This window comes from Streptomyces sp. NPDC127092, from assembly GCF_042722475.1.
Classification (GTDB): domain Bacteria; phylum Actinomycetota; class Actinomycetes; order Streptomycetales; family Streptomycetaceae; genus Streptomyces.
The window spans coordinates 1,684-14,527 of record NZ_JBHXFE010000022.1 but is presented as its reverse complement, the minus strand read 5'-3'; the positions used below and the strand labels follow the sequence as shown (position 1 = coordinate 14,527).

Genomic DNA, 12,844 nt, shown 5'->3' with positions numbered 1-12,844 from the left:
AGTGACATACCGCGTGGTACGCGCGCAGAATCAGCCCATTCCTACTGCCGCGTAGCGCCCTCGGGAGGACGCCCGTGCTCAGCACCATGCAGGACGTACCGCTGACCGTGACCCGCATCCTGAAGCACGGGATGACGATCCACGGGAAGTCCACCATCACCACGTGGACCGGAGAGGGCGAGCCGCAGCGCCGCACCTTCGCCGAGGCAGGGGCGCGCGCGGCGCAGCTGGCCAACGCCCTGCGTGACGAACTCGGCGTCACCGCCGAGGAGCGGGTCGCCACCCTCATGTGGAACAACGCCGAGCACGTCGAGGCGTACTTCGCGATCCCCGCCATGGGCGCGATCGTCCACACCCTCAACCTGCGCCTGCCCGCCGAGCAGCTGGCCTGGATCGTCAACCACGCCGCCGACCGCGTGGTCCTCGTCAACGGCTCCCTGCTCCCGCTCCTCGCGCCGCTGCTCCCGCACCTGCCGACGATCGAGCACGTCGTGGTCACCGGCGCGGGCGACCGTTCCGTCCTGGACGGCGTGGCGCCGCGCGTGCACGACTACGAGGAGCTGATCGCCGGCCGCCCCACCACGTACGACTGGCCCGAGCTCGACGAGCGCACCGCCGCCGCCATGTGCTACACCTCCGGCACCACCGGCGACCCCAAGGGCGTCGTCTACTCCCACCGCTCCATCTACCTGCACTCCATGCAGGTGAACATGACGGAGTCGATGGGACTCACCGACAAGGACACGACCCTGGTCGTGGTCCCGCAGTTCCACGTGCTCGCCTGGGGCCTGCCGCACGCCACCTTCATGACCGGCATCAACATGCTGATGCCGGACCGTTTCCTCCAGCCGGCCCCGCTCGCCGAGATGATCGAGCGCGAGAAGCCGACCCACGCCGCCGCGGTCCCCACCATCTGGCAGGGCCTGCTCGCCGAGGTCACCGCCAATCCGCGCGACATCAGCTCCATGGCCCAGGTCACCATCGGCGGCGCCGCGTGTCCGCCCTCCCTCATGGAGGCGTACGACAAGCTCGGCGTCCGCCTCTGCCACGCCTGGGGCATGACGGAGACCTCCCCGCTCGGCACCATGGCCCACCCGCCGGCCGGCCTCACGCCGGAGGAGGAGTGGCCGTACCGCGTGACGCAGGGCCGCTTCCCGGCGGGCGTCGAGGCCCGCCTGGTCGGCCCCGACGGCGAGATCCTGCCCTGGGACGGCGAGTCGGCGGGCGAGCTCGAGGTCCGCGGCAACTGGATCGCGGGCGCGTACTACGGCGGCGCGGACGGCGAACCGTTCCGTCCCGACGACAAGTTCAGCGAGGACGGCTGGCTGAAGACCGGCGACGTCGGCGTCATCAGCACCGACGGCTTCCTCACCCTCACCGACCGCGCCAAGGACGTCATCAAGTCCGGCGGAGAGTGGATCTCCTCCGTCGAGCTGGAGAACGCCCTCATGGGCCACCCGGCCGTCGCCGAGGCCGCCGTCGTCGCCGTCCCCGACGAGAAGTGGGGCGAGCGTCCGCTCGCGACCGTCGTCCTCAAGGAGGGCGCGGACGCGGACTACGAGGAGCTGCGGGCCTTCCTCGCCGCCGAGGGCGGCATCGCCAGGTGGCAGCTCCCGGAGCGCTGGGCGATCGTGCCGAGCGTGCCGAAGACGAGCGTCGGGAAGTTCGACAAGAAGGTGATCCGCAAGCAGTACGCGGAGGGCGAGCTGGACGTCACCCAGCTCTAGCGCCCGCGCGGCGGTCGGCGCCGACTGGCCTCACTCGGGGCTGGTCGGCGCCGATCGGCCTTATGCGGGGCTGGTCGGCGGCGACCGGCCTCATGCGGGGGCTGGCCGACGGCGCCAACCAGCCCCCCTCGCAGGCTAGTTGGTGCCGATCTTCGCGAGCAGGTCGACGATCCTCGCCTGCACCTCGGCGCTCGTCGAGCGCTCGGCGAGGAACAGCACCGTCTCGCCCGAGGAGAGCCGCGGCAGCTCGGCCTCGTCGAGGCCGGCGGAGGTGTAGACGACGAGGGGCGTGCGGTTCAACTGACCGTTGGCGCGCAGCCAGTCGATGATCCCGGCCCGGCGGCGGCGCACCTGCATGAGGTCCATCACCACCAGGTTCGGCCGCATCTGCTGGGCCAGCGTGACCGCCTCGGTGTCCGTCGCCGCCCGCGCCACCTGCATCCCGCGCCGCTCCAGCGTCGCCGCGAGAGCCTGCGCGATGTCCTCGCTCTCCTCGATGACCAGCACGCGGGACGGGTGCTGCTCGCTGTCCCGGGGCGCCAGCGCCTTCAGCAGGACGGCGGGATCGGCGCCGTACGCCGCCTCCCGGGTCGCCTGCCCGAGGCCGGCCGCGAGCAGCACCGGCACCTCGGCGGCGACCGCCGCCTGCCGCAGCGACTGCAGCGCGGTGCGGGTGATGGGACCGGTGAGCGGGTCGACGAAGAGCGCGGCCGGGAAGGCGGCGATCTGCGCGTCGACCTCCTCGCGGGAGTGCACGATCACCGGCCGGTAGCCGCGGTCGCTCAGCGCCTGCTGCGTGGACACGTCGGGCGCGGGCCACACCAGCAGCCGACGCGGGTTGTCCAGCGGCTCCGGGGGCAGTTCGTCGTCGACGGGCTGCGGCAGCGGCTGGTTCGACACCTCCACGGCGCCGCCCGGACCGTCCAGCGGCTCGGGCCCCTCGGCAGAGCCCTCGGCGGGCGCCTCTATGGCGTAGGCACGGCCTTCGGGCGCGGGCGTCGGCCCGAGCTTGGCCGCGGAGGGCATGGCTGGTGCGCCAGGCATGGCTGCTGCGGCGGCAGGCATGGCGTGCGTGCCGGGCATGGCGGGCGTGGCAGGCGTGCCGGGCATGGGCGTTGCCTCGACCCCCGGCCCCGGAACGGGCTTCGGCGCGGACACCGGGATCGGGGCCTCCGCCGGAGGGTGGGCCTTCGCCGTGGCTTCCGGCATCGCGGCCGGCATCGGAGCCGGGTTCACGGCCGGGTTCGGGTTCGTAGAGGGGTTCGCGGCGGGGTTCGCGGCAGGGAACGGAGTCGAGGCGGCCGGGACCGGCGCGGACTGCCTGCCTTCCTCCGCGGGGTTTCCGAGCTTGCGCCGACGTCCGGAAGGGGTGGGCGTGGGCGTCGGTGTGGGCGTGGGCGTGGCGGAAGTGGCCGGGGCGGGAGTCGGCATCGCGGACTGGACGAAGGGCACGCCCTGACCAAGGGTCCGCACACTGAACGCGCGCCCCCCTTGCGTCCCGTCCTTGGAGGGCACGGCCATGGCCGCCGGAGCAGCCGGCGCAGCCGGAGCCGCCGGGACCTCGGGCGGCAGCGGTACGGAGCCGGTTCCGGTCCCGCTCGTGGTGGCGGCGGGAACGGCCTGCGGTGCCTGCGGCACGTGCGCTGCCTGGGGCGTCTGCGCTGCCTGGGGCCCCTGCACGGCGGGCAGCGGATGGGGCTGCGGCGGCGTGTGGTCGTCCTCCGGAAGCGTCCGTACGGTCTCGTGGGCGGTGACCGGGTCGTCGCCGCGGTCGGCGTCGGCCGGCGGCAGGGCGAACGGCGTGCGCGGTCCGGCCTCCGCCGCCGCGGCCCGCTCCTGCGCGGCCGCGAGCGCGCGCCGGCGGCGGCCGGTGGGCCGGGGGGGCTGTTCCTCGGAGGGTACGGCCGGCAGCGCGAGCGCGGGGCCCGGCGCGGGCGCCGGGGATGCCATCGGGGCGACGGGAGCACCGGCGGCATCGACGGGCACACCCTGCGGCGGAACCGTGTCCCCCAGCGCCGGACGGCCCTGCGCGCTCTCGGCGGCGGTCACGACGGCGCCTTCGGCGGGCCGGCCACGCCGCCGACCGGTGCCGGTCGCGGTGCCCGTCGCGACACCGACACCGGCACCGGCACTGGCACCGACACCGGCGGTGGCGTCGGTGCCCGCGTGCTGGGCGGGGATCAGCTCCGCCGGAGTGCCGGTGGCAGGCGTGTGGTCCGCGCGGCCGCGACGGCGGCCCGTCGGCTCGGGTACGGGCACGGGCGCGCCTTCCGGCGCCATCGGGCTCTGCAGGAACGCGTCCGTGGACGCCCGCCGCGCGCGCCGCCGCCCACCGCCCTGGGTGCCGCCCAGGGTGGCACCGGCGAGGGTGCCGTCGGGGGCCGAGGCCTGCGCGGGCAGGGAGGCTTGCGGCAGGGAGGCCTGCGCGGACGGGACGGGGACCTCACCGGAGGACTCCGGCCGATGCCCGGGTCCGGAAGCCGCCTCAGCGGAAGTCACGTGAGCGGAAGGCACATGACCGGAAGACACGTCAGCGGCAGGAAGCTGTGCGGCAGCCACCTGTGCGGCAGGGACCTGCACGGAGGCCTCCGGCCGCACGGACTCGACGCCGGACAAGGCCCCGGCTGCGGGCGAGACGGGCGGCACCGGCGAGACCGGCGGAACGGGCGCCATCGGCACCGCATCCACCCCAGCCGAAGCCGAGGCCGAAGCCGAAGCCGACGCGGAGGCCCCAGGCACCCCAGCCGCCCCAGCCGCCCCCGGCAGCCCGGTCAGCGCAGCCGCCCCAGCCGGCGCGGACGCCGTCGGGGCCGCGGGCAGCGCGGGCTGTTCCGAGAGGGCCGGCGGCAGGGTCACGGTGCCGCGACCAGCGCCGAGCGGCAGCTCGACGACGTACGCGCCGCCCACCGTGCCCGGCACCTCATGGGTCTGCACGACGCCGCCGTGCGCGGCGACGATCCCGTGCACGATCGGCTGGTGGACCGGGTCGCCGCCCGCGTACGGGCCGCGGACCTCGATCCGTACGACGTCACCGCGCTGCGCGGCAGCGACGACGATCGTCGAGTCGGCGTACCCGCCGCCCTGCGCGGCCGCCCTGCTCTTGCCGGTCGCGTCGACCCCGGCCACGTCGGCGACGAGGTGGGACAGCGCGGTCGTCAGCCGTACCGCGTCCACCTCGGCCTCGATCGGCGGCGCGTGCACGGCGAACTGCGCGCGGCCGGGGCCGATCAGTTCCACGGCCCCGTCGATGCCGCCGGTGACGACCGCGTCGAGCAGCGCGACGTCCTTGACGAGTTCCTCGGCGCCCGCGTCGAGCCGCTGGTAGGCGAGGACGTTGTCGACGAGGGTGGTCATCCGGCCGTAGCCGGCGGCCAGGTGGTGGAGCAGCTGGTTGGCCTCGGGCCACAGCTGCCCGGCGTCGTCGGCGGCGAGCGTGGCCAGCTCGGCGCGCAGCTCCTCCAGCGGCCCGCGCAGCGACTCGCCGAGCACGGCCGTCAGCTGCTCCTGCCGGGCGGTGAGCGCGGCGACCCGCCGCTGCTCCTCGGTGACCCGCTGCCTCTCCTCGGCCAGCTCGGTCTCGTACCGCTCCTTCTGCCGCTCCAGCTCGGCGGTGTGCCGCTCGGCGGTCTCGGCGACCTCGGCGGCGTGCCGTTCGGCGGTCTCGGCGGTCTCGGCGGCGTGCCGCTCGACCAGCTGCTCGTACGGCCTGCGGTCGGTGAAGGTCATGACGGCGCCGACGAGCTGGTCCCCGTCGCGTACCGGCGCGGTCGTCAGGTCGACCGGGACCCGGTCGCCGTTCTTCGCCCAGAGCACCTGGCCGCGGACGCGGTGCTTGCGGCCGGACTTGAGGGTGTCGGCGAGCGGCGACTCCTCGTACGGGAAGGGCTGGCCGTCGGCACGCTTGGGAAGGATGAGCGGGTGCAGCTCGGCGCCGCCGAGCTCGCCGGCGCGGTAGCCGAGGATCTGCGCGAAGGCGGGGTTCACGAGGACGACCCGGCCGTCGGTGTCCGTGCCGACGACGCCCTCGGACGCGGCGCGCAGGATCATCTCGGTCTGGCGCTGGGAGCGGGCGAGTTCGGCCTCGGTGTCGAGGGTGCCGGTGAGGTCGCGGACGACGAGCATGAGCAGCTCGTCGCCGGTGTAACCGCTGTACGAGTCGTAGGCCTCGCGGCCGTCCTCGAGGCTGGCACTGGTGACCTCGACGGGGAACTCGCTGGCGTCGGTACGGCGGGCCATCATCCGGGTCGGCCGGGTGCGGCCCCGGTCGTCGGTGCCTTCGGGGCGGCGCATCGAGCCGGGGATCAGGCGCGAGTCGAAGTCCGGGAGGAGGTCGAGCAGACCGCGGCCGACGAGGGCGGTGCCGGGGGTCTCGAACATGCCGAGGGCGATGGTGTTGGCGTTGACGACGGTGCCGTTGCAGTTGACGAGCACGAGACCGTCGGGGAGCGCGTCGAGTATGGCTGCGAGGCGAGCAGCGCCTCGGGATGGCCTGCTGCTCACGAGACGCTTCCTCCCTGAACCCACTGCAACTGCACTTGCCCGCAGCCCTTGCCTGGTGCTTGGTGCCTAGTGGCCGGCGGGCCCCATCTTGCCCCTCGGGCCGCGGCCTGTCACTGGAGGGAGTCTAAGGGAGGGCGGGCCTCCGCCTCTGGAGACGGGGTGGAGGTTCGGTGCCCGGCAACGGAGCCGGGCGGGCCGCCCGGACTTGCCCCCGCTCCCTTCCCTGGTGAGGTCAGCCGGTGACGCGGGGGAGGACGGGTCGGAGATTCTCCCAGCGGTCGATCTCGCAGCCGTTGGCGCGGGAGAAGCGGGCGTCGACGGAGCGGCCCTGCCAGCGGCCGGTGATGTGGGCGGTGGCGGGGCCGCCGTACTGCTGGGTGCACAGCTGATCGGCGGGCACCGGCTTGAACGGGTCTTCGCCGGCCTCGGCGAGCTGGCCGAGCCGCTTGCAGGCGTTGCCGGCGGCGGGATGGGTCCCGCCGGGCTTGCCGTCGCACTCCAGCTTGAACGTGCCGTCGGCGTCCCCGTGCCCGCTCTTCTCGATGGTCACGGTGAGCGAGTCGGGCTCGGAGAGCAGCGGCAGCGGGGGCAACGGCCCGAGCCCGATGGCGGTGGTGGCGAAGGTCGCGAGGAGAAGGGGGCGCAGCATGACGGACTCCCGTGGGGTGCGTGCCTGGAGCGGAGGGACGGGCGGGCGTTCTTCCCTCACTAACGCTCCGGGCTCCACTGCGTTGCGCAACCGGGAAGGAGCGGGCGGGGGGAGGGGGAAGGCGGCGGGCGGCGGGATGGCGACAGCCGAGGGGAGGAAGGCAGACGGAGCGGGACGGAGCCGGGGGAGCCGGACCGAGCTGGCGGGAGCCGGACCGAGCCGGACCGAGCTGGACCGAGCTGGCGGGAGCCGGGGAGTCGGCGGGAGCCGGGGGCCGGGGAGCCGGACGGAGCCGGACTGGCGGGCCGGGGGAGTCGACGGGAGCCGGGGGCGCGCAGGGGTGAGGCCTTTGCCCTGGCCCCCCGGCGCCTAGTACGGTGATAAGCGATTGGTGGCACGCGGCTTGTCTGTGTCATCATCTGCACGCACCACTCGCGTACGCGCGGGGTGCATGGAGGCGTCGCCTAGTCCGGTCTATGGCGCCGCACTGCTAATGCGGTTTGGGCCTTAAAGCCCATCGAGGGTTCAAATCCCTCCGCCTCCGCCACACGAAGCCCCGGCCCCCAGGACCGGGGCTTCGCCCGTCCCGGGACCCACCACAGGAACCCGCGCGCCCGGGGGACCGATCCGCAGGAACCCGCGCGCCAAGGGATCAGATCTCTCAGAGACCCCCGCGCCAGGGGATCGGATCTCTCCGAAACCCGCGCGCCCAGGAACCCACACCCTCGGGAGATCCACTCGCCCGGAGATCCACCGGCCCCGAGATCCACTCGCTCCGAGACCCACCCACTGCCTGGAGATCCACCCACCCCGCTCAGGCCTCCGAGCCCCACCTTGCGGACCCTGCTGAAGCCCCACGGGCTCCGCCCGCGCGCCGCTCCCGCTCCGCTCGTGTGACCCCGGTCTCTTTTCGAGCGTTTCCGCCCCTCTCCACCTCCGCCGAGCTGACGGCCGGCCCCCGTCCCACCCGGTGATCGTCTGGCGTTTTCGCAGGTCACAAGGGGTGCGCCCAATGGATTTCACATGACGGCGGCAGTCATGTAATGTTCTTCCTGTCGCCGCGAGCGGGCCGAAAGGCCGGGGAGCGGAGGCGAGAGAAACAAAAAACAAGCACTCGTAGCTTAACGGATAGAGCATCTGACTACGGATCAGAAGGTTGCAGGTTCGAATCCTGCCGAGTGCACACAGGTAAGAGGCCCGGACGAGAGTCCGGGCCTCTTGCGTTATGGGGCCGTACAGCAGCGAAGTACAGCAACCGCCTCGACTGCCAGCAGTCGGGTCAGCCGGTGGCGCCGCCCATGGCATCGGACAGCTTGCCGATCGCGGTACGCACCTCTGCGCCACCTTCGGGTGGACCTTGAGCGCGCCCAGCAGCGAGCTGCGGACGCCGGCGCGACGGGCCCGCAGGGCGAACATCCGGGTGAGGTTCCCGGCTCGATGGGATGTGCGGAGCCACGACGGCCGCCGACTGATCGCGCAGCAGTGAGTAGACAGCAGCCATGGCAAATGTCCCGCGAGGAAGCGATTCCCCTCGTAGAGGGGCTCATGAGCGGAGAGGCATCCGAGCGCGAGTCCTCCGAAATCCTGGCCGCCCTCCAACGAGGCCTGGCCTGCCCGGACACCAGCAACGGCGCTAAGGCTCCGGGATGGGAGGGGGCCGCGGGCGGGTGCAGGCCGGTGGGTTGTAGTGGTGGGGAGCTCTCATCCCGCCTGCCGTTGGCCCACACACCGTGGAGCAGACACGGCACTGGGCGTCCAGGTCGTTCGTACAGTGGCGCGCTCCACCTGAACACCCAGCACCGCGCCTGCTCCACGGTGTGTGGGCCGACGGCAGAGGGGATGGGAGTTGGGTAGACGTGGGTACAGGTTGCAGGCAGGCGAAATTCGGGATGAAGGAAGTTGTGATGGCAGACGAGTGGGAGTGGCTGCGTCAGTTGCAGCCTTCCGAAGAGTTACCAGAGCGCCTGTGCGTTCCAACTGCTTCACCACCGCTCAACCTCGGTGTGCAGGTGATCTCCAGCAACATCGTCGGCAACGACGTGGTCGAACTCGCCGCGCAGTACATGGCCGAGTACGCCCGGCTCGAATTGTGGATGGGAAGCCACGAGCCGCCCCTGGGCTTCCAGCAACAGTTCGAGCGAGGCCGGGCTCCTTCTGAGGCGATGCTCGCGGTCTACGGGGCCTGGGTCGAGTTCGAAACCGCTTACCAGGCATCCGGCAGGAAGGTCGACCGGGTGCGCGACGAACGGGAGAGGCTAAAGGCGGCCCTGCGTCAGGCCGTGGATGCCCTCGTGCGGGCCCGAATCGAATAGCGGTGAGTGTCTAACTGCGTGACAACGCCGACGAACCGCGGCGGACGAGCGCGGGCGTCTGCGGCCCTTCAGCGCAGGTGAGATCCGCAGACGCCCAAGGCAGCGCCACCACCTGAGTTGCTTGCTTCGGGACGAAGAGGTCCCCGTGCCAGATAGAGCAACTGTGCGAGTACATCGACCTCACCCTGAGCGAGGGCGGCGTGGACGTGGCCGCCCTCGCGGCGAGGGCCGGCATCGAGCGGTCGCAGATCACGGATCGCTGGCGCGACTGGTGACGGTCGTGCGGTACAGCGGCGATGTACCGCGACGCCGGCAACCGACCGGGTCCGGTCCCGGCCTCTTGCGGTGGACAATGGCCGCGTGACGTTGACGGTTTGGGTTGATGACTGGCAGATGCAGTGCTGCGGGGAGAGCTTCTCGCCGGGCGATGTCGTCTCGTGGACGCTGGTGGAGGTCGATCCGGAGGACTACGCCGACACCGTCGGCGACGAGCGGGCCGCCGGCATCGACTTCCGCGAGGAACACCACGGCGAGGAAGAGGGGCAGGCGCCCACCTCGCTGGAGGTGGTGTCGATCGCCGAGGTGCATTGTCATTACGACGTGCCCCCGGGCGCCACGGAAAAGGTCAACTACCCCGTTCCCGGTACGACCGTGCTGGTGCCCGTCGAGAAGGCGGACGGGTGGGCGAAGATTCGACCGGGGGTTCGGTTCGCGGGTTACCTGGTGACCGCTCGGCGTGCCACGGCCTGATCGATGCCTCGCGACGCGGCCGAGGCGTGGTGCCGGAGGCCTGGGGCGTAGTCGATAGCGTCTGGCGGCATGTATGTCTGGTACGCCGCCTATGGGTCGAACATGCATCGCGAGCGGCTGGGGCGGTATCTCGCCGCCTGTCGGGAGCGGGCCGCGCCGTTGGAGTCGCGGGCCGTGGAGCTGCGGGGAGTGCTGTACTTCGCCACTGAGTCCGCCGTGTGGGGCGGTGGGAGGGGATTTCACGACCCCGGCGCCGCCGGGCGGGTCTTCGCCCGGGCGCATCTCATCAGTGCCCGGCAGTTCTCCGACATCGCCGCCCTGGAGATGTACCGGGAGCCCGGCACGGACCTCGACCTTGACGAGGTGGTGGCCCACGGGCGGATGCAGTTCGGACCCGGGCGGTACGAGACCGTCGTCTGCGCCGGCGACGTCGACGGGATCCCGCTGCTCACCTTCACCGCGCCCTGGGCCGTGCACGAGGTGGAGCTGCGCCCGCCCTCGGAGCCGTATCTGCGGCAGGTCGCCGCCGGACTGCGCGAGTCGGGCGCCTGGGCGGACGAGGAGATCGCCGGCTATCTCGCCGACTGCCCGGGAGCCGCGCCGCACTGGACGCTCGACCGCGTCCGCGCGCTCCTCGCCGACGTCGAGCACGGTGCCGCCACACCTTTGGGTGAACCAGGCTGATTTCCATGTCAGTTGAATATGCCCTCGGCCTAATGTGCGGGTGGAGGTGACGCCCAGATGAACGCCATCGACGCCATCGACATCGACGACTTCGTTTACGCCGCCACCGGCGCGAGGCTGCGCCGGCTCACACTGCCGGACGGTACGCACTGGTTCCCCGCCGTGGACGCGGCCCGCCGGCTCGGCTTCGCCAGCGCGGCGCAGGCGCTCCGTACGCACGTCGGAGACGCCCTCCACGCCACCATCGGCGAGCTCCCCCTCGACATGACCGGCCCCCGCCGCCTGCGGAAGTCCACCCGGATGGTGTGTCTCGAAGGGCTCGTCCAGCTCGTCAACGCGTCCCGGCGCCCCCATACCGCGCCGTTCAAGACCTGGGCCGCCGAAGTCGTCGTCGGCGTCCAGCGCGACGGGTCCTACGGACTCGAACCCTCGCCCGTGCACTCCGGCTTCGTCCTCCCGCAGCAGCTCCTTGACGTGCTCGTCCGGCTCGAGGAACGCGCCCTGCGGCCGGACGGCGACGGGTCGGAGTGCGCTGAGCTGCTGCGCGAGGCCGTCGGCGATCTCCATCGCATCGCCGAGTCGCTGGAACGGCTCTCCGTGCCCGCCCAGCGCTCCGAGTCGCGTGGAGGGGACGGCCGGGCGCCTTCCGGCGGCGGGGTGCCGTCCGGTGGCGGGGTGCCTTCCGGTATCGGGGTGCCTGCCAGTGGCGGGGTGTCCTCGGATGGCGGGGTGGCTTCCGGTGGCGGGGTGCCTTCGGATTGCGGGGTGCCTTCCGGTGTCGGTGTGTCCTCGGATGCTGGGGTGCCTTCCGGTGGCGGTGTGTCCTCGGATGCCGGTGTGCCTTCCGGTGGTGGGGTAGTCGCCCGTAGTCCGCAGGAGCTGCTCGACTCCTGGCGCGCGCGGAACGCCGTCGTCTGCGCCGACGTCCACGCCGTCGCCGCCTACCTCGCCCCCGCCCTGGTCCGCGGCGGCGTCCGCTACCGGCTGGAAGAGGTCGCCCACCGCACCGGGCTCACCGCCGAGCGCGTCCGCGACTGCGTGCGCACGCTCGTCGAGCGCGGCTGCATGCGGCACGCCGGCGGGGCCGGTACGGACGGCGGGCTCCTTTACGCCCTGCCCTGACCGGTCCTTGCCCTCTCGCCTGGCCGGCCGCGAACCGCGTCCCGCCTCGCTGTCAGTGGTGGGTACGACACTGGAGGCATGGTGGTGTGGCGGAGTGCCGGGGTGTCCTGGCGGGGCGGAGTGCCCAGCCTCCGCTGGGAGGGCGGCGGCAAGCGGGTCAGCCCGCTCTCGTACGGGCGTGACCTGGCCTTCCGGGCCGTCGGCGAGCGGCGTTGCTCCGGGGCACGGGGCAATGCCTGCCCCCTGGCCGCCGTCGTGCCCCCGCGCGGCACCGGCGGGCGGTGTGCCGAGTGCGCGCGGCTCGACCGGGCCCATTCGGTGGCCGCCGACACCGTCGCCGACGACCCGCGGCCGTACCGCGTCTATCTGGCCTGGTTCGGGCCTGGGATGATCAAGGTCGGCATCACGGCGGAGGAGCGCGGCTCCGCGCGGCTGCTCGAACAGGGCGCGGTCGCCTTCACCTGGCTCGGCCGCGGGCCGCTCATGGCCGCGCGGCGGACCGAGGAGGTGCTGCGGCACGCCCTCGCCGTGCCCGACCGCATCCCGTACGCCCGCAAGCGCGCCGTGCGGTACGGCCTGCCGTCGGCCGCCGAGCGGGCCGCCGAGGTCACGGAGCTGTACGCCCGCGTGCTCGCCGTGCCCGACTGGGCCGAGACCCTGGAGCCGCTGCCCTGCCATGTGAGCGACCACGCCGAGGCCTTCCACCTGGGCGCGCTCGCCGCTCCGCCCGCCCCTCCCGTGACGTCCGCCGCCCCCCTCGTCGTCACCCAGCTCGTCGACGGCGGCGTCCTCGCCGGGCGGTTGATCGCCGCCGCCGGACCCGATCTGCACCTCCTCGACCGCGACGGGCGCGGGCTCGTCCTCGACACCCGGCTGCTCTCCGGGTGGCAGCTGGTCGCAGCGGCGGCGGTAGCGGGGGAGGCGGCGGAGGCGCCGACAGCGGCAGCGGGTGGTGGCGGTGTCAGCGTGCCCCTGACCGCGCTCCTCGTCTCCGGGGACGCCCAGGAGCATCTCTTCTGACGCCCGGTGCCGATGCCGGTACCGGTATCCGAATCGGGACCCCCGCCCGCGCAAAGAGATGAAACATAAAGTATTGGATC

The 12,844-nt window shown here is 72.9% G+C and carries 8 protein-coding genes and 2 tRNA genes; 8 read left to right on the top strand and 2 right to left on the bottom strand.

All coding sequences use genetic code 11. From position 1 onward, the window contains the following. Nucleotides 1-74: 74 nt before the first annotated feature. On the top strand, nt 75-1,727 hold the full coding sequence (locus tag ACFWJO_RS19455; protein WP_386866684.1) for a long-chain fatty acid--CoA ligase: 1,653 nt from the start codon (nt 75-77) through the stop codon (nt 1,725-1,727). Between the two features lie 135 nt (nt 1,728-1,862). Here ACFWJO_RS19455 and ACFWJO_RS19450 read toward each other — a convergent pair whose 3' ends face one another. After that, on the bottom strand, nt 1,863-6,227 hold the full coding sequence (locus tag ACFWJO_RS19450; protein ID WP_386866682.1) for a PAS domain-containing protein: 4,365 nt from the start codon (nt 6,225-6,227) through the stop codon (nt 1,863-1,865). 232 nt (nt 6,228-6,459) lie between these two features. Further along, nucleotides 6,460-6,876: an SSI family serine proteinase inhibitor gene (locus ACFWJO_RS19445; protein WP_386866680.1), complete on the bottom strand. Its 417-nt coding sequence runs from the start codon at nt 6,874-6,876 to the stop codon at nt 6,460-6,462. Nucleotides 6,877-7,329: 453 nt separating this feature from the next. On the opposite strand from ACFWJO_RS19445, the gene ACFWJO_RS19440 reads away from it, so the two are divergent. From ACFWJO_RS19440 to ACFWJO_RS19410, 7 genes are all read left to right on the top strand, one after another. Further along, nucleotides 7,330-7,423, top strand: a tRNA-Ser gene (locus tag ACFWJO_RS19440). 563 nt (nt 7,424-7,986) lie between these two features. Further along, a tRNA-Arg gene (locus ACFWJO_RS19435) sits at nt 7,987-8,059 on the top strand. A 721-nt stretch (nt 8,060-8,780) separates the two neighbouring features. Beyond that, nucleotides 8,781-9,188 (top strand): hypothetical protein, encoded by a 408-nt coding sequence (locus ACFWJO_RS19430; protein WP_386866678.1) that lies wholly within the window; start codon nt 8,781-8,783, stop codon nt 9,186-9,188. 360 nt (nt 9,189-9,548) lie between these two features. Next, nucleotides 9,549-9,938, top strand: a complete 390-nt coding sequence (locus ACFWJO_RS19425) for a DUF6578 domain-containing protein (RefSeq protein WP_386866676.1) — start codon at nt 9,549-9,551, stop codon at nt 9,936-9,938. A 69-nt stretch (nt 9,939-10,007) separates the two neighbouring features. Continuing rightward, entirely contained in the window at nt 10,008-10,622 is a 615-nt protein-coding gene (locus ACFWJO_RS19420) for a histone deacetylase (protein ID WP_386866674.1), read from the top strand. Nucleotides 10,623-10,679: 57 nt separating this feature from the next. After that, entirely contained in the window at nt 10,680-11,744 is a 1,065-nt protein-coding gene (locus ACFWJO_RS19415) for a Bro-N domain-containing protein (protein ID WP_386866672.1), read from the top strand. Between the two features lie 78 nt (nt 11,745-11,822). Further along, on the top strand, nt 11,823-12,764 hold the full coding sequence (locus ACFWJO_RS19410; protein WP_386866671.1) for a DUF2797 domain-containing protein: 942 nt from the start codon (nt 11,823-11,825) through the stop codon (nt 12,762-12,764). Nucleotides 12,765-12,844: the final 80 nt, after the last annotated feature.

What these genes read in the sequence shown, in the direction of transcription:
- ACFWJO_RS19445 (WP_386866680.1), bottom strand. Translation starts at nt 6,876, where the DNA reads ATGCTGCGCCCCCTTCTCCTCGCGACCTTCGCCACCACCGCCATCGGG.
- ACFWJO_RS19430 (WP_386866678.1), top strand. Translation starts at nt 8,781, where the DNA reads ATGGCAGACGAGTGGGAGTGGCTGCGTCAGTTGCAGCCTTCCGAAGAG.
- ACFWJO_RS19420 (WP_386866674.1), top strand. Translation starts at nt 10,008, where the DNA reads ATGTATGTCTGGTACGCCGCCTATGGGTCGAACATGCATCGCGAGCGG.
- ACFWJO_RS19415 (WP_386866672.1), top strand. Translation starts at nt 10,680, where the DNA reads ATGAACGCCATCGACGCCATCGACATCGACGACTTCGTTTACGCCGCC.
- ACFWJO_RS19410 (WP_386866671.1), top strand. Translation starts at nt 11,823, where the DNA reads ATGGTGGTGTGGCGGAGTGCCGGGGTGTCCTGGCGGGGCGGAGTGCCC.